Annotated in this window: 26 protein-coding genes; 7 read left to right on the top strand and 19 right to left on the bottom strand. The window is 48.3% G+C overall.

Annotation, left to right across the window (positions count from 1 at the left end):
* Positions 1-96: 96 nt before the first annotated feature.
* The 3 genes from CHI14_RS20160 to CHI14_RS20150 form a co-directional block, all read right to left on the bottom strand.
* Positions 97-1158, bottom strand: coding sequence for an LLM class flavin-dependent oxidoreductase (locus CHI14_RS20160; RefSeq protein ID WP_095290700.1), 1062 nt, complete (start codon positions 1156-1158; stop codon positions 97-99).
* 173 nt (positions 1159-1331) lie between these two features.
* Positions 1332-2144, bottom strand: coding sequence for a class I SAM-dependent methyltransferase (locus tag CHI14_RS20155; protein WP_095290699.1), 813 nt, complete (start codon positions 2142-2144; stop codon positions 1332-1334).
* Positions 2145-2574: 430 nt separating this feature from the next.
* Positions 2575-2916: a zinc ribbon domain-containing protein YjdM gene (locus CHI14_RS20150; protein ID WP_095290698.1), complete on the bottom strand. Its 342-nt coding sequence runs from the start codon at positions 2914-2916 to the stop codon at positions 2575-2577.
* A gap of 261 nt (positions 2917-3177) precedes the next feature.
* On the opposite strand from CHI14_RS20150, the gene CHI14_RS20145 reads away from it, so the two are divergent.
* On the top strand, positions 3178-4344 hold the full coding sequence (locus tag CHI14_RS20145; RefSeq protein WP_249281179.1) for a VanZ family protein: 1167 nt from the start codon (positions 3178-3180) through the stop codon (positions 4342-4344).
* A gap of 125 nt (positions 4345-4469) precedes the next feature.
* Here the strand turns inward: CHI14_RS20145 and CHI14_RS20140 are convergent, their stop codons facing one another.
* From CHI14_RS20140 to CHI14_RS20110, 7 genes are all read right to left on the bottom strand, one after another.
* The gene (locus CHI14_RS20140) at positions 4470-5930 is read right to left on the bottom strand and encodes a carboxylesterase/lipase family protein (RefSeq protein ID WP_095290697.1); all 1461 of its coding nucleotides are present in this window, start codon (positions 5928-5930) and stop codon (positions 4470-4472) included.
* Positions 5931-6109: 179 nt separating this feature from the next.
* A complete protein-coding gene (locus tag CHI14_RS20135) occupies positions 6110-7111 on the bottom strand; it encodes a metallophosphoesterase family protein (protein WP_095290696.1) in 1002 nt (333 codons plus the stop codon).
* The gene (locus tag CHI14_RS20130; RefSeq protein ID WP_095290695.1) at positions 7111-7446 is read right to left on the bottom strand and encodes a DMT family transporter; all 336 of its coding nucleotides are present in this window, start codon (positions 7444-7446) and stop codon (positions 7111-7113) included. The genes CHI14_RS20135 and CHI14_RS20130 overlap by 1 nt, the downstream gene beginning before the upstream one ends.
* Complete coding sequence (locus CHI14_RS20125; protein ID WP_095290694.1) at positions 7443-8210, bottom strand: HAD family hydrolase; 768 nt, start codon at positions 8208-8210, stop codon at positions 7443-7445. The genes CHI14_RS20130 and CHI14_RS20125 overlap by 4 nt, the downstream gene beginning before the upstream one ends.
* 14 nt (positions 8211-8224) lie before the next feature.
* A complete protein-coding gene (locus CHI14_RS20120) occupies positions 8225-9601 on the bottom strand; it encodes an ABC transporter substrate-binding protein (RefSeq protein WP_095290693.1) in 1377 nt (458 codons plus the stop codon).
* A gap of 33 nt (positions 9602-9634) precedes the next feature.
* The gene (locus CHI14_RS20115; protein WP_481856435.1) at positions 9635-10543 is read right to left on the bottom strand and encodes a carbohydrate ABC transporter permease; all 909 of its coding nucleotides are present in this window, start codon (positions 10541-10543) and stop codon (positions 9635-9637) included.
* Between the two features lie 5 nt (positions 10544-10548).
* Entirely contained in the window at positions 10549-11424 is an 876-nt protein-coding gene (locus CHI14_RS20110; RefSeq protein ID WP_095290692.1) for a carbohydrate ABC transporter permease, read from the bottom strand.
* A gap of 200 nt (positions 11425-11624) precedes the next feature.
* Here CHI14_RS20110 and CHI14_RS20105 point away from each other — a divergent pair, with 200 nt between their 5' ends.
* Complete coding sequence (locus CHI14_RS20105) at positions 11625-12191, top strand: GbsR/MarR family transcriptional regulator (protein ID WP_095290691.1); 567 nt, start codon at positions 11625-11627, stop codon at positions 12189-12191.
* 113 nt (positions 12192-12304) lie between these two features.
* Here CHI14_RS20105 and CHI14_RS30130 read toward each other — a convergent pair whose 3' ends face one another.
* Complete coding sequence (locus CHI14_RS30130; protein ID WP_170948201.1) at positions 12305-12445, bottom strand: hypothetical protein; 141 nt, start codon at positions 12443-12445, stop codon at positions 12305-12307.
* 304 nt (positions 12446-12749) lie between these two features.
* Here CHI14_RS30130 and CHI14_RS20100 point away from each other — a divergent pair, with 304 nt between their 5' ends.
* On the top strand, positions 12750-13796 hold the full coding sequence (locus tag CHI14_RS20100) for a CdaR family transcriptional regulator (RefSeq protein WP_095290690.1): 1047 nt from the start codon (positions 12750-12752) through the stop codon (positions 13794-13796).
* A 111-nt stretch (positions 13797-13907) separates the two neighbouring features.
* Here CHI14_RS20100 and CHI14_RS20095 read toward each other — a convergent pair whose 3' ends face one another.
* The 3 genes from CHI14_RS20095 to CHI14_RS20085 form a co-directional block, all read right to left on the bottom strand.
* Positions 13908-15050 (bottom strand): glycerate kinase family protein, encoded by a 1143-nt coding sequence (locus CHI14_RS20095; protein ID WP_095290689.1) that lies wholly within the window; start codon positions 15048-15050, stop codon positions 13908-13910.
* A 22-nt stretch (positions 15051-15072) separates the two neighbouring features.
* A complete protein-coding gene (locus tag CHI14_RS20090; RefSeq protein ID WP_343226060.1) occupies positions 15073-16398 on the bottom strand; it encodes a GntP family permease in 1326 nt (441 codons plus the stop codon).
* Between the two features lie 227 nt (positions 16399-16625).
* Positions 16626-17168, bottom strand: coding sequence for a hypothetical protein (locus CHI14_RS20085; RefSeq protein WP_095290687.1), 543 nt, complete (start codon positions 17166-17168; stop codon positions 16626-16628).
* Between the two features lie 98 nt (positions 17169-17266).
* On the opposite strand from CHI14_RS20085, the gene CHI14_RS20080 reads away from it, so the two are divergent.
* Entirely contained in the window at positions 17267-18184 is a 918-nt protein-coding gene (locus CHI14_RS20080; RefSeq protein WP_095290686.1) for a phosphatidate cytidylyltransferase, read from the top strand.
* A 121-nt stretch (positions 18185-18305) separates the two neighbouring features.
* Here the strand turns inward: CHI14_RS20080 and CHI14_RS20075 are convergent, their stop codons facing one another.
* Positions 18306-18893: a hypothetical protein gene (locus CHI14_RS20075; protein WP_095290685.1), complete on the bottom strand. Its 588-nt coding sequence runs from the start codon at positions 18891-18893 to the stop codon at positions 18306-18308.
* Between the two features lie 202 nt (positions 18894-19095).
* Here CHI14_RS20075 and CHI14_RS20070 point away from each other — a divergent pair, with 202 nt between their 5' ends.
* From CHI14_RS20070 to CHI14_RS20060, 3 genes are all read left to right on the top strand, one after another.
* Entirely contained in the window at positions 19096-19965 is an 870-nt protein-coding gene (locus CHI14_RS20070) for a DMT family transporter (RefSeq protein WP_095290684.1), read from the top strand.
* A gap of 127 nt (positions 19966-20092) precedes the next feature.
* Positions 20093-21151 (top strand): bifunctional transcriptional activator/DNA repair enzyme AdaA, encoded by a 1059-nt coding sequence (locus tag CHI14_RS20065; RefSeq protein ID WP_095290683.1) that lies wholly within the window; start codon positions 20093-20095, stop codon positions 21149-21151.
* Between the two features lie 57 nt (positions 21152-21208).
* Positions 21209-21985, top strand: a complete 777-nt coding sequence (locus tag CHI14_RS20060) for an isocitrate lyase/PEP mutase family protein (RefSeq protein ID WP_095290682.1) — start codon at positions 21209-21211, stop codon at positions 21983-21985.
* A gap of 116 nt (positions 21986-22101) precedes the next feature.
* On the opposite strand, the gene CHI14_RS20055 is transcribed toward CHI14_RS20060, so the two are convergent.
* The 4 genes from CHI14_RS20055 to CHI14_RS20040 all read right to left on the bottom strand — a co-directional run bounded on the left by CHI14_RS20055 (position 22102) and on the right by CHI14_RS20040 (position 25777).
* The gene (locus tag CHI14_RS20055; protein WP_095290681.1) at positions 22102-22800 is read right to left on the bottom strand and encodes a hypothetical protein; all 699 of its coding nucleotides are present in this window, start codon (positions 22798-22800) and stop codon (positions 22102-22104) included.
* Positions 22797-23672, bottom strand: a complete 876-nt coding sequence (locus CHI14_RS20050) for an ATP-binding cassette domain-containing protein (protein WP_095290680.1) — start codon at positions 23670-23672, stop codon at positions 22797-22799. The genes CHI14_RS20055 and CHI14_RS20050 overlap by 4 nt, the downstream gene beginning before the upstream one ends.
* Positions 23669-24049 carry a GntR family transcriptional regulator gene (locus CHI14_RS20045; protein WP_095290679.1) on the bottom strand — a complete coding sequence of 127 codons (381 nt, stop codon included), beginning with the start codon at positions 24047-24049 and terminating at the stop codon, positions 23669-23671. Before CHI14_RS20045 ends, CHI14_RS20050 begins: the two co-directional genes overlap by 4 nt.
* A gap of 345 nt (positions 24050-24394) precedes the next feature.
* Positions 24395-25777: a helix-turn-helix domain-containing protein gene (locus CHI14_RS20040; RefSeq protein WP_095290678.1), complete on the bottom strand. Its 1383-nt coding sequence runs from the start codon at positions 25775-25777 to the stop codon at positions 24395-24397.
* Positions 25778-25845: the final 68 nt, after the last annotated feature.

Raw genomic sequence — 25845 nt, 5'->3', positions numbered from 1 at the left:
AAGGAGTGGAAGCCCAGCTTGGTATGCTGAGCCTCTACTCCTTTTATTACGTTAAAATAAGTGACCTTCTATTTTCTGATCAACGAGCGAGCAGAATTAGCGCGCTTCTCCATTTTCGGCTTCCCAACGTGCAATCTCATTGCGAACGATTGGAGCAACCTCTTTACCAAGCAATTCAATGGCTCTCATCACCTCATTGTGCGGCATTGTGCCGAGAGGGGTGTGCAGCATGAAACGAGTGATGCCGACTTCCTTGCGCAGGTAAATAATCTTCTGAGCCACCGTCTCTACGTCACCAACGTACAGTGCTCCTTCAAGGCTGCGTGCCGCATCAAATGTTGCACGGCTGTAGTGTCCCCAGCCACGTTCACGGCCCAGCATGTTCATGACAGCCTGAGCAGGCGGGAAGAATTTCTCAACAGCCTCATCCATCGTATCCGCGATAAAACCGTGAGAGTGTGATGCCACAGTCAGTTTGGAAGCATCATGCCCTGCATGAGCTGCTGCTTTTTTGTACAACTCCACCAGTGGAGCAAATTGTACCGGACGACCACCGATAATCGCGAGTACCAGCGGCAGACCGAGCAGACCTGCGCGGACAACCGATTCCTGATTACCACCACTACCGATCCATACTGGCAGTTTCTCCTGCACTGGACGCGGGTAGATGCCCAGATTATTGAAGGAAGGACGATGCTTGCCTTCCCAGGTTACCTTTTCCGAATCACGAAGCTTAAGCAGCAGATCCAGTTTCTCATCGAATAACTCGTCGTAGTCATTCAGATCATAGCCGAATAGAGGGAAGGATTCGATAAACGAACCCCGGCCCGCCATAATCTCCGCACGTCCATTCGAGATGCCGTCCAGCGTTGCAAAGTCCTGAAATACCCGTACCGGATCATCCGATGACAGTACAGTTACGGCACTGGTCAGCCGGATGCGCTTGGTCTGTGAAGCTGCTGCTGCCAAAATTACTGCCGGGGATGATGCTGCATAGTCAGCACGATGATGCTCCCCTACGCCGTATACATCCAGACCGACCTCGTCAGCCAGGACAATCTCTTCTACAACATCACGAATACGCTGTGCGTGACTTATGAGTTCTCCGGTTGTTACATCTGGATTTGTCTCTACAAAGGTACTAATTCCGATTTCCATGTTCTGTTCCTCCCTGTTTATGAAGCGATCCGTCGTTCATCTAACCTATTGTAAGTAGATCACCTTTTGTTATGTATCTTAATATTGAACTATTTTGAAGAAAAACACAAGAGCCCTCTTTCTCCAGAGGGCATGATTTTGAATATTGTTCTCTATTTTTGTGACATTCATGATTATTTCTTGGTCCCGATGTACAGCAGGTGAGAGGAAATCCCCAGGATTGTAGGATCTTCGGCCTTCTCAATCATGAATTGGATTAGCTCCTCATACTCCCCGCGCTCTTTCCAATACTGCTGCTGTTCTGCTGTGAGCATGGCCCCGAGGCTGGATGATCCAATCAGATTCACCGTTTGGAATCCGTGCTGCTCCATGAATGGCTGAATATCCTGAATGTTAAAATAGTACGCCCCTGTGAATCGGCCATGATCCTGATGGTCGAATGTCCCCTTTTCCACAAAAGCACGAATGGCACTCATATGATCATTTGGTTTCCAGTGCTGGGGAGACTGCAGCGAGTTAATGCCCATTCTCATTCGGCTTTGCATCGCGATGTACACCATCCCGCCTTGCTTCGTTACCCGGTGCAGTTCTCTTACAGCCGCCACCCGCTCCTGTTCAGTCTGGAGATGATACAGCGGTCCCAGCATCAGCGATGCATCGTATGTATTGTCAGCCAGCCCCTCAAGACGGGTTGCATCCAGTACGTGGAATCCCTCGAACTGCTTCGTCAGCTCATATTCCTCAGCCTTCTGCCTTGCGATATCCACAGAAGCAGGTGTCAAGTCAGACAGGGTTACTCGGTATCCATCCCTCGCAAGCTCCATCGCATATTTCCCTGGTCCTGCGCCATTATCCAGAACACGTCCAGCTGCAGGAAGATGTGCCCTGATGTAATGCATGTTAATGGTGAACTCCAGCGGTTCCCGCTCCAATCTTCCCCACTCGTCAAACCCGGAATAATAGTCAATAATGCGTTCTCTCGTCATTCATCCGACACCTGCCTCTTTTCATTTAGGGTCAAAAAATGCAAAAAACCTGCCACCTCAACTAAGAGGCGACAGGTATGACCTTCGCGGTACCACTCTTCTTCATCCATGAACCATGCTAAAGACAGATCTCTCTGTATCTACTGGGCCACAGAAACTCAGGAACCTGATGACGGGGGTTAGCCGTCAGGATCTGATCTCAGTCCGTCTAAATGACTGCTGCTCAATCCTGCCGCTCATAGGCGAGTTGGGGACAGGTTGGACTGCCTTGCACCATACGGCAGTTCTCTGAGCCAGCCTTAGTCCTTAGTACTCCTGATCATTGCGTTTGCCTGTTAAATTTCAGACAGTATATATCATCCATATATTTCCTGTCAATTCATTTCGGATACTTCGTTCGTGAAATACACTATGTAACCTTCTAGATCTTTTAGATCTTTTTCACAAATTCAGACTTCAGCTTCATCGCACCCAAACTATCGATTTTGCAGTCGATATCATGGTCACCGTCAATTAAACGAATATTTTTGACTTTGGTTCCCTGTTTGACAACCAGCGAGCTGCCTTTCACCTTCAGATCCTTAATGACTGTCACGGTGTCTCCATCATTCAGAACATTCCCGTTCGAGTCACGTACTACTTTGGTTTCTTCTGCACGCTCGGTTTCGGATTCCAACGTCCACTCATGCGCACATTCCGGGCATACCAGCAGATTACCGTCCTCGTATGTGTATTCGGAATTGCATTTGGGGCAGTTAGGTAAATTGGACATATTGTTTAAACTCTCCATTCCTTTTTTGGGCTTCTCGCAAGTATACGGGATTCCTCATGTTCCTTCCAGCGAAAGGATCACGTTAAATCCATGTTAGCCCCCTTTCTGCGTTCGGTTCATGGAATTTAAACGAAATTTAAGGTTCACCTCTCCTTACTTTAAAACGGATCCTATACGATATACCTATCCGGGAGAGATTCCCGTGACATATCCAAATTCAGATTCTGATTCATATATATTTTTCAAAAGGAGTTTCTTGTCATGTCTATGTCCATGTCTTCTTATGTTTTCCCTGTACAAACGGCTTTCTTTATTTTCGTGGTCATCGCCATGTTTTTACTTGTTCCTTGGCTTATTTATGGCTATCGCAAAGACGGCTTTTTCAGCTGGTCACGCTTTGCCATCAGTTTTTCGTTCATATTTTACATTCTCGCTGCGTATTGTCTCGTCATCCTGCCCTTTCCGACAACCCGCAATACCTGTGCCCAACAGGCTGCCGATACGGTATATTACAATCTCGTTCCCTTTTCTTTTGTAAAAGATATTATGAAAGAAACACCGATTGTATGGTCCCAGCCGTCCACCTACATGGGGATGATCCAAGGCAGGGCCTTTCTGCAAATTCTGTTTAACGTGCTGCTGCTCATGCCTCTGGGTGTCTATGTCCGGTATTTTTTCCAAAAGAGATCCTACTGGAAATATGCCTTACTTGGCGGATTTGGACTTTCCCTGTTTTTTGAGATTACGCAAATCACCGGATTCTACGGTTATTACAACTGCCCTTATCGACTGTTTGATGTCGATGACCTGCTGTCGAATACGTCAGGAGCGGTACTCGGATTCTTCGCAGCCCCGATCCTGCTTGCTCTATTCCCGTCACGTGCCAGCATTCAGGCGAAAAGTGAGCAAATTGTGGAGCAAAACCAAGTGTTTCCGATCCCTCAGCTGCTTGCACTCATCATCGACGGTGTTGTGGTGGTATTCCTATCGAATCTGCTCTCAATCTTCAGTCTATCCAGTACCAATGTTATCAACAGCGCAGCTAATACAACCATTGCGATGCTCATTGTATTGTTTCTCATTCCGAGTATCCGGGACGGTAACACACCAGGCTCCGCACTTATGCGCTTCCGGTATGTTCGCAGGCAGACAGGGAAACCTTCCATGCCTTTGCTGTTTAAACGCTGGCTCGCGCTTTATGTGCCTTGGCTTATTTTTACCATGATCCGGCTCGTTAACGATTATGCCTTTGTCAATAATGACTCGGTGCTTGAGCCGTATAAAGTATGGATTTCGATCGGTATGATCGGTCTCTATATGCTCCTGTTTGGAGCACTCTTCATTCACGTCATACTGGTACTCTTCTCTAGAGGCAGCCGCTCATTCTATTGTGATCATGTATCCAATATCAGAGCCTCCCGTAAATGAATTACGCCGTACATCGGACACTTGGTCAGCAGCAGTGTAATGAATGGCCACAAAAAAGGCGTCTTCCATCAAGCATGACGGAAGACGCCTTTGATCTGTGTATGATGACACTGTAATTCGCTCGTTTACACGCCAAGCAGTTCCCGCTTGGATGACTCTGGGTCATGCGCAAGTTCAATCTCATGATTAAAGATCAACGTCGCGCGATTCTCCTCATAAGGAGGCCAGTTCACACCAGCCGTTTCCGGACGGCCATTCTTGGCAAAGGAGATCCAGGCATCCTGCACCTTGCCCGCCAGTTCTGCAGCTGCTGCATCCGGTTCGGCGTTCATGGATTTCAGCGCATGCAGTGTGTTGAATGCAAAGAAGATATCAATGCTGTGGATCGACTTTCTCAGCAATGGATGCTCCGGCATGACCCAATCAAAGCGGTACATCCACACGGGGGCATATTTCTGTTGAGCAGTCGCGTATTGAAGCGCCGAGCGCCAGAAGAACAGATCGGTCATGACCTGAGCCTGTCCATCTGCCGTTTTGGGATAGCTGTCCGCAATCGCTGCACGATTCTCCAGATCGGGCGTCATGAAGTCGACAGCCTGTACCATATCGATTTCTTCCGAATAAGGGACATGCGGCTGAATGAACAGCGCACCTTCATGCAGGGTAGTTCCAATCAATACAGGGATGCCTTGGGCAGCTCCCGCACGTATAGCCTCAAGTGGAGACTGCGGGAGCGTTACTCCATCCAGTACGGGCTGGAACAACAGAGCCATGGCAGCACCGCTGTGTTTTTTGACCGTTTCGCCAGCAGCAAGGATCTGCTCCGCCGGGATATCTTTCAATTTATGCAGATCATCCTGGGTTACGCCCAGAACCTTCAATACACCGTTCCGGATCTCGGCAGCCTGCTCTGCTGGCATGAACTGCGATGCTCCGCTTTGCATAATGGCACGGTGGTACAATCCCTTGGCGGCCGGCATGGCCATCAATGCAGCAATGCTCATACTGCCGGCAGATTCACCAAATACAGTAACATTGCCAGAATCACCGCCAAAGGCTCCGATGTTGTCCTGCACCCATTGCAGGGCAGCAACCTGATCCAGCAGGCCAACGTTGGTTGCAAACCCTTCCCCAAGTGGTGCCATATGCATGAATCCAAGCGGACCGAGACGATAGTTAATCGTCACAACGATGACATCGCCACGCAGGACCAGTTGGGTTCCATCATACAATGGCTGGCTTCCCGCACCCGAAGTGAATGAACCCCCATGAATCCATACCATAACGGGGAGAGGATGATGGCTTTCCTTTTCCGGTGCCCAGATGTTCAGATAGAGACTGTCCTCCGACTCGGCAGGAGACTCTCCGAATATCCCTTCTGCTTGATGATGTCTTGGCTGTATATTTTCAGGTCCGAACTTCTTCGCTTCCCTGACTCCATCCCAGGATTCAGGCGGAATCGGTGCTTGAAATCGCAATTCGCCAACTGGCGGTTTGGCATAAGGGATGCCTTTCCATACACTCGTTCCATGCAGATGTTCTCCCTCAACTGTACCGTACCGTGTGTTAACTTGAAGTTCTCTCATGCGGCGTATACATCCTCTCTGCTATCAAATGTTATACATACTATTGAGTATAGAGCCCCGCCTGACCAATTTACAAGTTTACCCAAAAAGGCCGGGTTGAGACGTTTCACGTGGAACTTTTATGCACAAAATGAAGACTCCGCCAAGGGATCGGGCGAAGCCTTCTATGCTCTATTAACCTATATGTCGCCCCGTACTTTCACCGGATAGGGAATCGTATACTCTGCCCCATCAATCCAGGTGCCGGTTACATAATCACGTCCTCTGACGACGACCTGATCGCTATACACATCCACCTGCAAACCCTGACTGCCCTCGAGATGCTCATCCTCATCCGTCCACAAGTACGCTACAGATGCGGCATTAAACATCGTTGGCAGATGACTACCACCTTCGTACATGGTGCGCGGTGCCTCCAGCTGCCAATGGGTATGTCCCGAGAACAAAATCGCCTGAGGATAGCGACTCAAAATGGCCTTCACTTCAGCATCCTGGTTTACGCCAAACCACCCCTGATCTTTCATCGAACCTGCTACTGTATCCATCAGCGGCTGGTGCAAAAAAACAAAGATCGGCTGGTCAGGAGATGACTGTTCCGACAACGTTGTCTCCAGCCAATCCAGCTGTTCTGCAGACATATCGCAGTCCTTCGGATGGGGCTGCTCCGAACCCAAAAAGATATAATGATAACCTTCAATCCAGTGGTCGTGATATGAACCCTTCATGCCTGTGATGGCTGTGAAATCATTCAATCGTTTCTCCCAGATTCCTTCCGTCGACATGAGGATATCTGTAATTCCGCTTTCCTTTTCACCCGCATGCTCTATATGGCCCAACACTTCACTGACCTCATGAGATGTCATTGTGGTTAGATTAATCGGTGGATCTTGCCAGAGAATGGCTCCTATATCATGATTGCCCACCGTGTAACGTATCTCGGGTAGCACATTCCGGTACATGTCCAGAATACGCTCCAGTTCCTTGTATTCTTCCGGCAGACCGCGATCCGTCACATCGCCCACATGCATGATCCCGCTGCTGCCCTTGGCATACGATGTAATGTCGGCTAATGCCTTCTCCAGATGACGGTTGTAGATATGATCAGCTTGATCTCTCACATGAGTGTCCGTGATGACCTGGAAGCTGACTAGCGGTTGCTCACGTTGTTGTTCATTTCCCATCAGGAATCACTCCATTTCAGTCCAATAATGCCAATCAAGATGAAGCCCATCCAGACAACGGACATCGCCTTCAGGCGTTCACCCAGAAAGTAATGGCCTACAACTCCAATCAGCGTAATGCCTACCCCTGACCAGATCGCATAGGCAACCCCTAGAGGCATATACTTCACTGCAAAATTCAACAAGGTAAAGCTTGCCCCATAACAGACAAACATCAGGATGGAAGGCCACAGGCGGGTAAACCCATCGGATACTCGCATCAGAATCGTACCGCTCAATTCCAGTCCGATGGCCAGCGCGAGCAATATCCATCCTGTATAGGCATGGCTCGTCATCCAGTCACCCCAACTTCGAGCAGTTCATGAAATGACCGTACCGTCAGGTCGGAGAGCCGGATCTGTTCAGGATCACCTACGGCAATCTTCCATGCTGCCCTTGCAGAGCGTGCCATTTCCATATCCCCGTCCGTATCCCCAATCACAACAGATTCGCTAACCGAGACACCCATGCGCTCACAGGCCAGCAATAACATGTCAGGAAATGGTTTGCCCCGTCCAACCTGATCGGTTCCCACCACTACGGAGAAAAAGGATTCGATACCCATCCACTGCAGATGGCGTAGAGCACTCTCTGTCTCATCTGCAGTAACTACACCCATCTTCAACCCCTTGTCTCGGCATTGCTCCAAAAATGCACGTACTCCCGGAAGAGGCTGGACGGGACGAGCCTTATTCATGGCATATTCCGCCTGCAAAAGACACTCCCTTACGATGATTTTGGCTTCTGCCCAGCTCAGCCCTGCACGGTACCCATGCCACGTCAGTACGGCATAAACTTCCTCCATCGTGCCCATGGCAAGGGGCCCCCGTACATCATATCCATTCATCCGGCCTTGTTCGTCGTGGCGCGTCCCCCAAATATAGGGAATCTCATCTTCGGCGAACGGAAAGCCACGTGCAGCAAGTTCTTCCCTGAAGTTCTCCATTACACAATCCGTCCAGAACCCCCACATCACCGTAAAATCCAGCAGGGTTCCATCCTTGTCAAACAGAATGGCCTCAATCGGGGTAGACAGGTTTCCCAAGTTTAATTCAGACATCTTGTTTAAGCTCCTTATTTCACCCGATCCAGTTCCTTCTGAGCCTTCTCTTTGGCTTCCTTAAGGGCCTGTTCCGCAGGCATATTGTTAATCTGCACCTGGTCTGCCGCATCCTTCAATGCTTCGTTGATCTTGCCACCCGTCGGATCCTGGAATGGAGCGGAAGCATGTGCTGCTTGCTGCAGAGGAACCTTGATCTGTGGATTTTCTTCACTGAACGCTTTGAAATCCGGATCTTCCTGCGCAGACTGACGAACAGCGATGTAACCTGTGTTCATGGACCAAGCCGCTGTATTGGCCGTCTCCGAGAAATACGTCAGCCATTGATACGCCGCTTGCTGCTGTTCAGGACTTGCTGCAGCCGGGATTCCGGCCATGATTGCACTTGCTACCGGTTTGCCTTGTCCTACACCTTCCCAGCCCGGCTGCTCCATGGCAGCCACGATACTGAAGTCCAGGTCGCCCTGATCACCGCTGGAGCCAGTGTAGCCTGCTGCTTTATTTTTCATGACATCATCAATTGTCTTGTACCAGTACTCCCAGCCTTGTCCGCCAAAGTGAATGCCCATGATCTTGTCATCGTGAATCCATTTGCGGAACAGTTCCCATGTCTCTACCCACTCCGGTGAATCGATCATCACAGTCTTGCCGTCATCACTCAGAATTTGCCCGCCTTTGCCCAGTACGGCATCAACCATGTTTTCGTTGCCCCACATCGGTTCCCAGCCGTAGAAGGTCGTTTTGCCGTTCTCCTGCTTGGTCATCTTCGCGGCAGCTTCCGCCAGCGCTTCCCATGTTGTCAGACTTGCAGGGTCGATCCCACTCTCCTTCAGGGTATCCATCCGGTAATACATGACTTGAGTGGTTCCGTACATCGGTAAAAAGTACTGCTTGCCGTCCACTTTCCCTTGATCCAGGAAGGTTTGGACGTAGTCCTCTTTATTGAAGTCCTGATCGGCAGCAATCATCTCGTCCATGGATGCATAATATCCTTTGCGAGCCCAGTCCATATTGGCACTGAGTACAGCTGCGGGTACCTTTTTGGAAGCAATTGCTGCCTGCAGCTTTTGTTCCGTCTCCGTATAGTCCGCTTGTACAATACCTTTCACGATAACCTCGTTCTGCGAGGCATTGAAGGCATCAATCGTTTTTTTCATGTTATCTCCCAGGTTACCTCCCAGGCCGTACCAGAACTCAATCTCCACCGGACCGCTGGACGACGAATCCGCCCCGCTTGCTGCTGCATCTGAGCCTGTACCTGAACCGCTGTCCGCTGTCGAACCACACGCCGTAATGAGGGCAAAGCTCGCCGCCAGTACCAGTGACATGCCGCCTTTCCACCTGAGTCTCCATTTTTTCCTCCACGCTGTACTCGCCAGACTCCAATTCATTATGATTCCTCCTATATAAATATGTTGTAAAAATCAGTTTTTGTTTACGCCAGCCGTCATGTTTACACTTTGCATGATCGTTTTCTGAGTAAACAGGAAGAGAATGAGCAGTGGTGCAATAGTGAACGCACTCGCCGCCATAATTTGTGGCCATGCCAGTCCATAGGCTCCGCCTTCTACAAAGAAACTGCGCAGACCTGCCGATACCAGCTGCAGGTTCGGGTCTTTCGTAATCAGCATCGGCCAGAAGTAATTGTTGTACTGGTCGATGAACGTAATCAATACCATTACGGCAAATGTCGAGCGAACCAGTGGAGCTATAATGGTCCACAAAATGCGGAAGTGCGATGCACCGTCGAGCTGTCCAGCTTCCACAAGCTCATGAGACACCTGCATGAATGCCTGACGAATCAGGAAAATGGAAAACACGCTGACACAGTTGGATACGATCAATCCTGTATAGGAATCCAACAGTCTGAGTTCGCTGAGAACCAGATAACTGGGCAGATAAACTGCTGTGCTCGGAATCATATACCCGACCAGAATAAGTCCGGTGAGTATGCCCTTCATTCGAAAACGCATGTGAGTCAAGGCGTAAGCCATCATGCTGGAGTTGATGATCTGGAACAGACAGATCGCAGCTGCAACACCTGTACTGTTCAGCATGTAACGGGCAAATGGAGCCGACTGCCATGCATCCACATAATTGTTCCAGCGGAACGTCTCGGGCCAGAAGGTCGGCGGGAATTGCCAGATCTCATCATTGGTCTTGAAGCCGCTGATCACCATCCAGTAAAAAGGGAAGGCCATCGCCAGACTGATTAACGCCAGCAGAAGATATCGGATGGCGGTACCTAGTACTTTTCCTGAGCGGGGAGCCTTTTCTTTTTGTGTATTTTCACGACTCGAACCTTTACTTGTTTGTTTACTTATCGCGGTCATGTCCATTAGTAGTGCACCAGGCGTCTGCTGAGCAGGAACGATACAACCGACAGCAGTACGCAGATCAGAATAATGACAACAGCAATGGCCGATGCCTCGCCTACATTGAAGGATTCAAACGCAGACTGATAATACATATAGAGCAGTGTTCTCGTTGATCCGGCAGGTCCCCCCTGCGTCATAACATTGATCTGATCATAGGCCTGTAAGGACTGTATCGTCAGAATGATCGACAGGAAGAACGTGGTTGGCGAGATCAATGGCAGTGTAATGCTTCGAAACTTGTCCCAGCTTCCTGCACCATCAATGGATGCTGCCTCCAGCAGATCGGATGGCAGGTTACGCAGTGCAACTAGATAGAATACCATGGACCAGCCAATGGATTTCCACAGCGTTACAATAAGCACGGCCACAAGTGCCCAGTCCGCATCCCTAAGCCAGCCGATGGGAGATACGCCGACCCAGCCCAGCATCAGATTGGCAAGCCCCACCTCGGGTTCGAAAATCCATGACCATGCAATGGATACGGCTACCGTTGGTGTAACCCAAGGGGAAAACAGCAGCGTTCGGAACAGGCCGGATGATTTGATTCGGCTGTTCATGAGCATGGCCAGTGCCAGTCCGCCAACGATAGTAGGGATCACACTCCCTAATCCGAACAGCAGGGTCACCTTGAGCGACTTGTAAAACTCGGAGTTGGTCAGCAGATAACTGTAGTTCTCCAAACCAACGAACAGCTTGTCCGGACTCATAAAATCCCAATCCGTAAAACTTAGGTAAACGATGTATCCCAGTGGCCCCATCCAGAAAACAAGCAGCGGGACCAGAGCGGGAAGGGTGAACAGAACTGCCTCTGTTTCCCTCCATAATTTCACACGCAATTCACACACTCCTCGTCGTTCAATTTTTATTTAACATTAGGAATAAACTTGGTTAAAAATGCTCTCTATTCTCTTCTGTACAAAAATGATTGTATAATACATTTGAAAAATCAATTTCCGGGTTATGTTAAAATCACAGGAAGTCATGTAAAATATGAAGACGTAAAAGGAAATCCCATCCATATACTAGAGGTGAGTTTGTGGGAAAAGAATTGGCCGGGGAACAGGAGCCTACGGTGGTGTCCTATCGGCAGGAACTCAGGGAGAAAGTCATAGACGCCATTGCCCATACCATGGATTTATACGGAGTTAATCATTCCTTTGGCCAGCTGTATGGCATTATGTATTTCGAGGATCGGCCCATGACATTGGAAGAAATGAAGACGTCCATGAACATGAGCAAAAGCAATATGAGCTATGCAGTCCGTTCTCTTACGGAATCACAGATGGTTTACAAACTGGAGGAGAAGCGCGAGCGGCAGGATCTTTATTTGGCGGAAACAGACTTTTTCCGTACATTTCAAAATTTCTTTGGCGCCAAACTCCAACGGGAAATTGACGTTATGCAGGAGAGTCTTCAGGAGGTCATCCCGAAGTTATCCGAGATTATCCTCGCCAGAACAACTATGCCAGAGGAGCGGGAGGAAGCTTTGCGGGACCTGCATAAACTTCAGCATGCGGAGCAGTATTATCAGTGGCTGCAGGGATTTGTAAACCAGCTGCGGGATGGTGGTTTTTATGGCAATGCTCCAGTTGAACATGATTAAAGCTGTATATATGTAGAATTTTTGTATCTTACTAATAAGATGCCCTCCGTTCTTTAAATACAAATAAGGCCACCCCTTCGGGTAGCCTTATTTATTTTCAATTGTACAGATCATTATTGCTGTGCTGCAGCTTCGATATCTACGTATGCCCAGTGAGACGCGGGTACGTCAGAGAACGATGGTGAACCTGTACTCGCAGCCGGCGTACGCTGGAACAATACATTTAATACTTTTACCGCTTCTGCCCGGGTCAATTGGTTATCCGTTTGAACGTACGATCACGGATAGACGATCGGGTCACTTTTGGATGGCATGTGCGGCTGGGGGAAGGCACATAAGGACTATTTAAAGGAACTATAGGTTCGGCCAGTAAAGAATTACACGTGCAACCATCTCCTCAAAATGATGACTGAGCACATTCATAATAACTCGAAGAATTTGTGTAAGCCTTATCCATCATTTATAATTTCGTTCATATGCACAATGTGGATGATAGGCCATCATTCCAAATAACAGATCGCCTATATTACACAAAATACATGGGAAGGAGGAATAGCGTTGCTGCAGCTCACCGAGAAACAGGCACAGGAAATCGTCGACAAAATGATGCAGGACATCCCGTATAACATCAACATCATGAATGAACAGGGCATTATTATTGGAAGCGGCCAGAAAGAGCGGGTCGGAACTGTTCATCAGGGCGCTGTTCGTGCACTGACAACAGGAAGCCGAATTGAGGTATGGCAGGACGGTAAATTAGAAAAAATGGGCACCAATGAACCGATTACGATCAACAAGCAGCATGTGGGAGTCATCGGGATTTCCGGCCATCCGGACGAGGTTCGCCCGTTCTGTAACATTGTACGGACAACGGTTGCACTCCTCATTGAACAACGCAACCAATTGGAGAGTCTGGCTCACGAAACCTCGCGCAAGAAGGCCTTTCTGGAACGCCTATTGAATCATTACGGCTCCTATTCCTTGAAGATCAGGAAAGAAGCATTGCAATACAACCTGGATCTGCAGCTGCCAACTGTCCTCCTCCACATCAAGGCTACTGGAAATGCTCCTGAATTCAATGAAAGTATAGGCAAAATATTGCTGCAGTTCCCCTCGTTCTCCATGGAAGACGAAGGTGACGCACAGATTATCATGATTCAAAGTGAAGCAGATCTTGATTCACTCCTTGAGCGATTGCGTCAAGAACAGCCTCACTGCTTTATTTCGGTCAGCCGAAAAGAACCCAACGTCGCCGTTTGTTATGAGCAGGCGAGATCCGTCATGAATATTCTGATGGCACTTCAGCCGGCTACCCCTCTCCTTCACTATGATGATGTGCACTTTCTGGTAAGCTTCAGTAAGGCTCGCCTGACGTCTCAAGCCAACATCATTAGCAGGCTGGAAGATCACGCAGATCTGCTGGAAACCTTGCGCAGCTTCATCCACCATAACGGCAGCATGACCATGACAGCTAACGATCTGAACATTCATCGCAATACGCTGCAGTATCGCCTCAAACGCATAGAGAGTATTACGGGCAGAGACCCTCACAACTGGCTCGAACTGATCGAACTTACCCATGGCCTGCTCTCACTCCATCAGTGACACTTGCCATCACAGCAAAGAGACGGGCATACAGCATCTGCGCCCTGGCAGATCCGTAACCCGTCTCCGTTTTACTTTAAATTATCATTTCATCCCTACAGATCATCAAGATCACAAACCCAACTTCAGCACTCTTGCAATGTTCTCCATGGTACGCTCCACATTCTCCGGCCCTTCACGAAGCAGCCTATCCAGATCGGCTGCGCCCGGTACAATACCGAATACAGCATCAATACCTTCCGTGTACAGCGTATCAATCCCTTCACCAACATACCCTGCGATGGCGATGACCGGTTTGCCTGCTTCCTTGGCGGCCTGTGCAACACCGTAAGGGGTTTTGCCAAATTTCGTTTGAAAATCAATTCCGCCCTCACCTGTAAACACCACATCTGCATGATCCAGCTTGCCCTGCAAACCTGTGTATTCGATGACAATCTCAATACCTTTACGCAGAACAGCCTGGGTAAATATCAGCAGTCCTGCACCCAGTCCACCTGCTGCTCCGGCGCCTGGAACATCCCGAATATCCTTGCCCAGCTGCTGTTTCACCACTTCCGCATAATGAGAGAGATTGGCATCCAGCAGCTGCACCATTTCCGGTGTAGCCCCCTTCTGCGGTCCAAATACCCTTGAAGCACCATGCTCTCCGCACAACGGATTGGTCACATCACAGGCTACAATGAGCTCCACTTCCTGCAAACGCGGGTCCAGACCCGACACATCGATATGGGCCAACTTGTTCAGATCCCCGCCGCCACGAGCAAGTGGTTGCCCTTGGGCATCCAGAAACTTCGCCCCAAGCGCCTCAGCCATACCTGTACCGCCATCGTTGGTGGCACTGCCACCAATCCCGATAATGATTTTGCGAATGCCCAGATCCAGACATGCCCGAATCAGTTCTCCTGTTCCGTAAGTAGTCGTGCGGAGCGGGTCCCGGCTGTCCGGGGTTACCAGATGAATGCCGCTGGCTGATGCCATCTCAATGGCTGCCGTTGTGCCGTCGCCCAGAATGCCATACTGCGCCATGACCGGTTGGCCAAGCGGCCCACTTACTTCTTTCCGGTGAATAGCACCGTTCGAAGCATCGACCAAAGATTGTACGGTTCCCTCTCCGCCGTCTGCCATGGGCACATGGATATAACTGGCGTCCGGATAGATTTTACGCAATCCTTTTTCCATCGCAATACAGACTTCCTTCGCCGTCATGCTCTCCTTGAATGAATCCGGTGCCAGTACAAATGTCTTCTCTCCCATTCTTCTCACCCCATCCTTGATATTAGAGGATAAATCCGTATAGTAATGTGGCTACAATCGCCATCGTCCCACCTACAATCGCTTCATAAGGAATGACACCCATCCGCTGCCGGATCGTCATTTTCATGCTGTCTGCCGAAACGTGGAAGTAATTCCCCTGAGGCAGAGAATCAATGACGGTTGCCCCGGTGTGCACCATAACCGCTGCTGCGAGCGGAGCCGTCCCCATGTTCAGAATTGCGTCACCGAACGAGCCCGTTGCCAGAATGACACCGGTTGATGTAGAGGCAGTAGCTGCTGCCATCAGAATACCCGCAATCGGCGCCAGGAAGGTGCCTGAGATGCCGGATGCTTCAATTAAACTAACCACCTGACCTGACAGGTCGGATGCAGAGATCAGACCCGCAATCCCGCCTGCGCCGATCAGTATAAGCACGGTTGCTGTCATTTTATTTAATCCGGAAGTTGTATACTTCACAATGTTTCTACCTTGTCCCATCGCCAGCATGCCGATGATGCCGGCAAGCGGCAGAATATACATCGCATCCACTTTGAACGTCGATAGTACCTCTACCCCTGTTATTGAACCAATCGGGTTAATCATTAACAAAATGATGGCTACCAGAGGTGCAACAATTGCTTTTTTCAGCGGCGGGTACTGTGAGGTATCCACTTCACCCTGCTCTGCTTCCTGATCAGTAACCATTACGCCTTTATTTTTGAGCATTGAAGCGACGATAACGGTTACAATTAATCCGCAGATGGCCGGAATCACACCTGCCAGCATGACATTGCTGAGATCCAGATCGAATCCACGTGCCGCTGCAATCGTATTGGGATTCGGAGAGATAATGTTACCCGCCTTACCACCGCCAGATAGCGCAAGAATCAGGGCCAGTTTGGAAATGCCCATTTTGTTACCGACAGACAGTGCGATTGGTGCCACGATGAGTACGGCAACGGGGATGAATACCCCAACAGCTGTAATAATCATCGTGGCCAGTGCCAATGCTAGAATTGCCTTGCTTCCGCCAAATTTTCGCACAATGGCCTGAGCTATGGTCTCTGCCGCTCCAGACTCCATCATGACACCTGCCAGAACCCCTGCCGCAAGGACGCGGAGCACGGTGCCCATGACGCTTTGCGTGCCATTCACCAATATGTTTACGGTCTCTTCCAGGTTTGCTCCACCAATTAAAGCGCCTACAATTGCCCCCAGAAATAACGAATAGACCGGGTTCAGCTTCCTTAAGATCAATATGATGGCAATAGCAAGCCCTGCCAGTGCGCCAATCCAACTAATAGTTAAAGCCTCCATTGTGATTGCCCCCTTGCTCTTGTTGAACACGCTTTCATTATAGAGGCTGGCGCATTAAATAAATATTGATGAAAGGACGAAATTCATTGTGCATATGCACAACAGGTAAACGTAAAAAATGCTCTGGTTCATACCCCTAACTGTAAAGTCTTTGAGTTTATTGAAGGATTAGACATTGATCAGTCAGCGAGATCGTCCCTATAATATACAAGAACAGCCTGCTGCCCAATGATTCGAGGCAGCAGGCTGTTCAGCGTTTAGGTGACTGGCTTATAGTCGCTTAACCTTCCTTCGTACACCAGCTTCAGGCGGTCACTTTGCCTAAAATCATCGGGGGTCACCAGTGCAGGCAGCTTATTCCACAGCTTAATTCCTGAACGTTGAAGGATTTCCGCCACGAACTGGGAGCAAAAGTAGGAGTTGCTGAATTCCACGGGCTCCTTCAGGGTAATGCCGATGACCCCCAGCAGATTGTACATGTACTTCTGACGGCTGCGGATGAAGATCTGCAGCACGCGTTTCATTTTTTCCACCTCGCGGTCTGTAACCTGAAGCTCATAAATGACACAAGTTGTATTTGGATATTTGCTATATGTACCCGTCTGAATATCCTCCCTCACAAACCCGCCATTCAGCGGATTGTTCGGGTGCTTGCGGCCGAAGCTGTACAGCTCGGATAATTCCCGGTTGAAAGAGATCGAGGCATGATTGTATGGTGCTCTGGTGTAACTCTGAATAACCTTGGTAAACAGTGTCCCTGTATTCGTAAGCAGGATGTAGATTGAACGGTCGGCTGTCATAACGAAATTTCCCCTTATCAAGTTGGCACTATTCCTTCATAATAACATAGGTACCCAATTATGGGATCTTACTTCTGGAATAAGCAGGTGATTGGTTCGTGAGCAGCTCGCTCTTCACACTAACGCTCATTTTTGCAGCATTACTCGTCATACATATCGTGTATAAAATCATTGCCAAGCTTCAGCCGGATAAGGATTATTCGGGCATCGGCAACAAAATCAAGACCTGGTGGGGCATGCTCGTCATTTTCTGTCTGGCTACGCTCTTCAATCCGATTGTTTCCCTCATCTCGTTGATGGTACTCGCGTTCTTCGCGCTCAAAGAGTATTTCTCCATGATCCGCAGTACCCGAAAGGCTGACCGCCGGCTGTTCCTATGGGCTTATCTCGCTATACCGGTACAGTTCTATTGGATCTATATCGGATGGTATGGAATGTTTATCGTCTTTATTCCGCTGTATGTCTTCCTCGTGCTGCCGCTTCCCCGCTTGATTAATAAGGGAACAGTCGGCTTCCTGCGAAGTGTAAGTTCTACGCAGTGGGGATTGATGCTGATGGTATTCGGGCTTAGCCATCTGGCTTACTTTCCGTTCGCAACACCGGAGTATGGGTCGAAGCTGGTCCTGTTCCTCGTAGTGTTAACACAACTTAACGATGTGGTCCACTATCTGGTCTCCCTCTATCTGGGCAAACGTAAAGTGGTGCCCACAGCCAATCCATTTCTGACATGGGAAGGATTCGCCTGTGCATTCGTGATCACAACAGCAGCCTCCTATTTCATTCACCCTTATCTGACTCCGTTCGATTGGCAATTCGGAATCTTTATCGGTGTATTGATCAGCCTTGCCGGTTTCTTCGGAAGTCTGACGGTGTCTGTGCTCAAGCGCGACTTGTTAATCGGGGACGACAACAAATTCGATGCACTCAAAAAAAGCTATCTGAGCCGGGTCGACAGCCTGACCTATACGTCTCCGGTCATGTTTCATGTCGTTCGTTATTTCTTCGATTTCATGTAGAGCAGACAACGCTTAACGCAAGATGCATTTTTGGATATCGTGCCAAAGAAAAAAACTGCACCTCCAATTGCTAGATGTTGTCCAACAATTGGGGTGCAGTTCAATATCGGCTGCTTATTCTTTATTTTTTCAACTGAACTTCCTGCTCAGCCAGGATTTCCTTACCCGCTTCATTCTTGTAGACAAGTGTGATTTTGCCCCGTTCACCCTTCATTTCATCCGAATACATAAAGCCGGAGAACTGTCCGTTCCCGCTAATATAGAAGCCTTCTTTACCGTCACCACCATGTTGAATGGCCTCTGCAGGCGAGTTAATAATGGTAATCTGGTTGGATGTCCACCGTAATTCAGAGAGGGTGTAGCCCTCTGGCACCTGACTCACGGAGAAGTCAAAGCTTTTGTTATTCTCTGTCGGCTTGTCCGATTGGTCAATTTGAATGGTGATCTGTTCTTCATTTGCTGATGAATCGGATTGAGCCGACAACTTTCCTTCATCGCCATCCGCCGTATTCGCCTGATCCTCATTGCCCTGCTTGGCATCCGAGTTCGGAATGGATCCTTTTCCCGCTTCCTCGATAGGCTGCTTGGATTGCGGATAAGCGTGTTCCTGAACCGACTCATTGTTATTTTTCGCGCCACAGGCGCTGATCAGCAGTAGAATGCAAAGCACTGATGCCCAAAGAGCAAATGTATTCGTGTTCTTTTTCATCATTGGTACTCCTTCCATCGTGGTCTAATCCATGTAAACGACACATGCCTTATTAATCACTACACCATATCGTCCCTCATGAAGCTCCATAATATGTAAACCCTCCGAATTTGATCATTACAGCCACACTTCGATGAGTTCTGAACTATTGACGTGTTATCTTGGTTAGACAAAAGCATTACCGAATTTAGGGGGGAACATATTGAATCGTTTGGTTTACATCATACTTGTCATCATTGCTACTTCGCTTATGGGTTCTTCTTTTGCTGTTGGCAAAATCGGGCTCGCTTATATCTCTCCACTTCTTCTCGTAGGTATCCGCTTTACACTGGCTGGGGGACTCATGGCATTATGGGTGTGGAACAAAAATCTCCCTTCCACCTTACCGGACTGGACCCGCCTATTCGTTATTGGTATGTTCCAGACGACCGGGGTTATGGCCTGCATCTTTCTTAGTATGCGTACCATTCCTTCTGGAGAGACCTCCATTCTTACGTTTACCAATCCGTTGTTGGTCGTTATTCTGGGAGGTCTGTTTCTCCAACTGAAATACCGATTTTATCAGTGGATAGGTGTCGTTATTGGTATTGCAGGCGTGTTTGTTACGTTGGGATTTCACTTGCAGTTATCAGAAGGAACGTGGCTGGGCATAGGCTCCGCTGTGTCGTGGGCCATTGCTACTTTACTCGTAAAAAAATGGGGGACCCGCTTCAGCACCTGGGTACTGACCGCTTATCAGATGTTATTCGGCGGCCTGCTCCTATTACTGCTCAGTTTAACGGTGGAGACACCACATCTGGAGCCTAACGCCATTTCCATTCGTGCTGTTCTATACCTGGCACTGCTTGGCTCCATCGTTCAGTTTGCTACATGGTACTACCTGCTGAGCAAAGGCGATCCTGGCAAAACAAGCGCCTTTCTTTTTCTAGCCCCGTTCTTCGGCATACTATCCGGCTGGCTGCTTCTTGGGGAGGTCATCCAGAGCTACGTTTATATTGGCGGGTTATTTATATTCCTGGGGATCTTTTTGGTAAACTGGACTGGAGGAAAGAAACATATTGCATTGAAATAAAAAATATTCATGCCTGATTTTCGGCGATGCCATGCGCATCGTTTTTTTATAATAACGAGGAAAGATGTGACTTCCGAAAGAACTGCATCTTGCTGGCTGGAACAAAAATCGTAAGGACGTGCGTTTAATGATCTCTGCTGAACTGAAAGAACAATATTATCAGGCTCTGGTTGCCAAAGATTCGGAATACGAAGGTTTATTCTATGTTGGTGTCAAAACAACGGGGGTATTCTGCCGCCCTACCTGCCCTGCACGGAAGCCCAAATTTGAGAACTGTGAGTTTTATGAGACCGCACAGCAGGCACTACTCGCTTCATTTCGCCCCTGTCAGCGCTGCCGTCCATTATCCCACCCCAACCAGGTATCCGATATAGTCCGAATACTGGTCGAGGCCGTGGAGAACAATCCGGAAAAGCGTTGGAAAGGTCAGGATTTCAAGGATTTGTCCATTGATGAGTCCACAGCACGCCGCCAGTTCAAAAAGCGGTTCGGCATGACCTTTGTGGAGTACGCTCGCGCACGCCGCATGGGACTGGCCTTGAAGAATATCCGCTCAGGCCGCACCATTATCGATGCTCAGCTATCGACAGGTTACGAATCCAGCAGCGGTTTCCGGGATGCTTTCTCCCGAATTATGGGCGCCGCTCCTACTCAAGTGGATGACGGGCGAGTGCTGAAGGCCTCCTGGATCGATACACGTCTTGGACCCATGATGGCCGTGGCAGATGATACAGCCCTGTATTTGCTTGAATTTGTGGATCGCAGAGGTCTGGAGCGGGAAGTGGAGCGCCTTCGGAAACGAACCAAGTCCGCCATCGTACCTGGAGTAACTGAACCCATTCGGTCCATAGAAAGAGAACTTGCGGAATATTTTGACGGGACTTTAACAGCATTTCACACCCCGTTGTTCTGTTTAGGAACACCATTCCAGAAGAGCGTCTGGGAGCAGCTTATGGCGATTCCGCCAGGCGAGACGAGGTCATATCAGGATATCGCTGTTGCACTGGGTAAACCGTCCGCATGCCGTGCTGTCGCACAGGCCAATGGAGCCAATCAACTGGCCATTGTAATCCCGTGCCACAGGGTCATTAATGCAAGTGGTGATCTGGGTGGGTACGGCGGTGGCCTCACTCGCAAGAACTGGCTGTTAACCCATGAGAAGACTGCTTATGAACAAATTCGTTGAGACATCGTCAGTGAAAGTAAATCCATATATAACGATATAACGGAGGAAAATCATCCTATGCAGACCCTGAAAGAACAAGCACAGCTATTTCACCAGCTGCACATCAAAGGTAATCCACTCGTGCTAGTCAATGTGTGGGATGCCGGAAGCACGCAAGCCATTGAATCGATTGGAGCCGCAGCCATAGCCACCGGAAGCTGGTCTGTTGCCGCGGCTCATGGTGAGCAGGACGGAGAGGTCATGCCGTTTGAATGGGTACTTTCCAATCTGGCTCGCATCACATCCAGCACTAAACTGCCTGTTACCATTGATATTGAGGGAGGGCATGGCAGGTATGCGTCAGAAGTGAAGGAAAACGTCCTCCGGGTAATTGAACACGGTGCTGTCGGCATTAACATCGAGGATCAACTTCCTGGTGGAACAGGTCTCTATGCCATTGAGGAATTCGTTCTGCGCTTGAGAGCCGCTCGGGAAGCCGCTGAACTGATGGACATTCCCCTATTCATTAACGCTCGCACGGATATATTTCTGCAAACGGCCCCATCGCAGCATACCTCATCCCACCTGGAAGAAGCCCTATTACGGTCCCACGCTTATGCAGAGGCAGGAGCCAGCGGGCTATTCGTTCCAGGTCTACAGGATCCACAACTCATTCTGGAAGTATGTGAACGCTCCCCGATTCCAGTAAACGTGATGGTGACATCTAACGAGCCAACACCAGCACAGCTCGCGAGGCTCGGGGTAGCCCGGGTAAGCTATGGACCTTATCCTTATCAGAGTGCCATGGAACACCTGAAGGAACTCGGTCGAAGCATTTTACTCGAAACAAGCTAAGAAGATTACAGGTGCAGGTTATATACACAGAAAAACACGAGGCAGTCATGCACTCGTGTTTGTTTACGTTTGATTTCATAGATCCATACAGTCTTTAACGTATACCGGTAACTCTGCTACTCTTTTCTGCCCTTCATCGTAAGCGGCGCATTCTTCATCATGGGATAGGTGCATAGAATCAATCCCCAGCTCAAAGCCCCCAAGACCGTGGCAAACACCAGGATGTTGATACTCGTGAACCATTGTACGAGAGCACTCAGGTCGGACAAAACGAAAGCCAGTGTAAGAATTAGACCCAAGCCGAAGAACAGGATCAGGAAATTGCGCATCCCCAGTCGTATCCAGCAAACCGTCAAAAAGATAGATAACCCGAGGACAAGAAATCCAATCATCAAGTCAATCCAGAGATAAGACAGGAATTGATAATGACTTGAGTGCAGCCTACCCAACTGATAAAAGGTTACACCAAGCCATCCCGCTTCATGAAGCAGATGCATAATTAGATAGATCACATTCAGAATGGTAATGGTACCAACCACCATCCATGCAGAGATGAGATAGAAGGATTTCAGAAACTGAATCCGGGTGCTCCCCAGTCCAATTGCAACAGGGTACAGCGTAATGAGGCCTGCCACGGCAAATGCACAGATCCCTCCGTACATGGGCCCGAACAGCTGAGTGGTAAAAGCAACATCAAATATGAAGCCCACTGCCAGATATACTGCCGTAAGCATAAGTGTAATGAGTGAGAAGAGCATCAGATACCAACGCATATCATCCAGAATCAGTCGATTTGTACCTTTTATTGCATTCATCCCTTAAGCACCTCCTGTTTCCGCGTCAGGTTAACCAAATAGTCCTGCAGGGTTGCTTTTTCAATGGAAAGACCATGCGCCTGCGCTATATCTCTCCACTCCTTGGAGTAAGAGGCATCGATCATCACCTTTTTTGTTGACCCGAGCTGTGCAGACTCAATGATTTTCTCACCTTGGGTAACCTGATCTATATCACGAATTAACCCTGTTAGCAGAATTCCTCTCTCGCGCATCTGCTCCATCTGTTCATGACACAGTACACCACCTTGATGGAGCACGATGAGTGACTCACATAACGGCTGAATCTCCTCAATATGATGGGTAGAAACCAGAATCAAGCGGGGATGCTCTTCATAACTTTCAAGCAAGGCATTATAGAAAAATTTGCGCTTCTCTGCATCCAGCCCGTTGGTCGGCTCATCCAGAATGGTAACACTCGCATGGCTTGCGAGGCCGAGAACCATCTGGGCAGCCGTTTTCATCCCTTTAGAAAATTTGACAATCTTCCTTTTGGACGGCAACTCAAACAGATCAATTAACCGCTCCGCCAATTCCTGATTCCACTCCGGATGGAAATACTGACCGAATCGTACCAGGTCACTTATCGTCCAATTCCTGCCCAGCGGGTGATTCTCCTGAACGTAGCAGAGATGCTTCTGAGCAGCCAGATTATTATAGGGGTCCTCCCCCATGACTTGAATGCTGCCCTGTTCAGGACGGTTGTGTCCAGCAAGCAAACTCATAAGTGTTGTCTTCCCGGCTCCGTTCCTCCCCCAGATTGCACTAATGACCGGCTCACTTTCATGCAATGTGGCATGGTCCAAAACAGGTGTCTGATGATAACCGTAGCTTACCTGATCTATACGAATCATGACTCACTCTCCTTGTCTCTCTTGCCTTTAATCAGATCAATAATCATGTCTTCATTCATATGAATCCGTCTGGCTTCCTCGAGCAGTGGCATAATGTATTCTTCGTAAAAATGCTGCTTTCGCTCGACCAACAGTGCATCTCTTGCTCCTTTGGCGACAAACATCCCAACACCTCGCTGTTTATAAATGATTCCTCTGTCCACAAGCTCCTGCAGCCCTTTGCGTGCTGTTGCCGGATTGATATTGTAGAACCGTGAGAGCTCATTGGTCGATGGAACCTGCTCTTCCGCTTGTAATCTGCCTTCCACAATATCATCCATAATCATCATGGCAATCTGATGAAATATGGGTTGTGATTCATCCAAAGTCGATTTCATGCCAATCCAACTTTCGTTATTTAGGTTAATTGGTTAGTTACTTGTGTAACTAACTATAGTACACAAATATCCAAAAGTAAATAGCCAACTATCCCGTATCTTCATTTTTTTGAATCTGCTGGTTCGAGTTAGTTCATCCGTTTAAGATGAAACAATGAACACTCCTTCTTTGTCATGATCAGAGCAAACAAAAGAAACGCCTCTGAATGAAAATTCAGAAGCGTTCCAATTTCCTAATGGGATTAAGAGCCGAAACCATGATCAGCGGTTCTCATAATTGCGGGGTTTGGAGCATCCGTACTTAAGTCAAGCTCACTTGCAGGAGTTAGTATGCTTACCACAATGCTACATGTAGCTATCAGCAAAGCCAACTTTCTCTTCATTGAGTTTCTGCACCTCACTAATAATCATTTTGTACTGCTGCTTGGCTGTATCGGTCGCATAATCCCTATACTGTTCAAACAAGCCGATACCCCTTAGCATCCCCCTGCCGCTGCTAATTTCAATAGAAAATCTTAAACTATCAAGCACAAATCCAAAGCCTTTATGATAATCATCTTTCTTTAGATAATACGCTCCGAGATCAGCTAAAAGACGTAAATAACGATCATCTGTAACCTGCTTGCTAACCTTTCCAATTCGATTACTCTGTTCCTGATACGTAAAATAGGATTGATACTGTTCAAGAACATAATCGATATTTTCACCATAACGATTAGCGGCGGTGACTATATCGCAAAGCGCAGGAAAAATTTCATTTTCCTTGGTAGATATATATTCTAAATAGGAAGGCAGTATCTCGAACTGCCCCGCCATCAATTGATAGATATAACGATTTGCTACAGCCCATTCCTGGAACTGATGAATAACCACAATCTCATCCTGATCGGGGTCCTTAACCCAGCTGTTATCTGCATATAATGAGACATATTTTAAAGCACTATCGTAATCCTTGAGATGATAACATGCACTTCCAGCAGCCAAATCGGAATAAAGGACATAGAAAACAATAGGCTTTTTGGTTTCTTCCTGTTTTTTTCTGCCATTCAATTCATAATGAATGGTTGCCTTCACTTTTAGCTTCTCGGACAACTCCTGCACTTTGCTCCATCGGTGTAGTGCTCCAAAAGCATTGATCAGTTCATTAAGAGCGTCCAACTGATATCGTTCATCCAGGCGATCGACATAATACTCGAACTTGGCTGCGATGATCAGGTTTCTCTGCTGGTCATTGGTCAGACCCAACTTGAACAGCCGATACTGACATAGAGCAAGACGCTCCGAATGCTGCATTTTCTCACTCTCAGCGATCGTTTCATATAAGAGGATGGCTGGTTTAAATCTACCTTCGTGGTAGAATTCCTCAGCCAGATCAAATAAAAGGGGAATATACGATAGATTATCCATCATCAATTGGATAACCTCTTCAATACAATTTAGCTTGTCTAACTCCGCACAACGGTGAAGGAAGGGGCCCAGTCTTCGCCAATCGGGGGTAGCATGAACGAAACACTCATCTATATACAATTCATAGAAATGGCCTTCTTCAAGCTTCATGGCTGAAGTGATTCGGTCCAACTGCTGCATCGCAATCGGGCGGTTTTTGTTCAAAATATTGCTCAGCGTACCCGAATTAATACCCGATGCTTCCGAAAAAAAACTGATGGACATCTGCTCGCGCTTCAGATAATTCTCTAAATGATCGCGAATCGTGGTTGTCGGCTCCAAACGAACACCACCCTCCCAAATTAAAGCCATATACAGGATTAACGGTTTGCAAAAGTAATTATATGTAA

It is taken from the genome of Paenibacillus sp. 7516 (assembly GCF_002272715.1).
Lineage (GTDB): Bacteria > Bacillota > Bacilli > Paenibacillales > Paenibacillaceae > Paenibacillus > Paenibacillus illinoisensis_A.
This window is presented reverse-complemented; position numbering and strand designations above follow the sequence as displayed.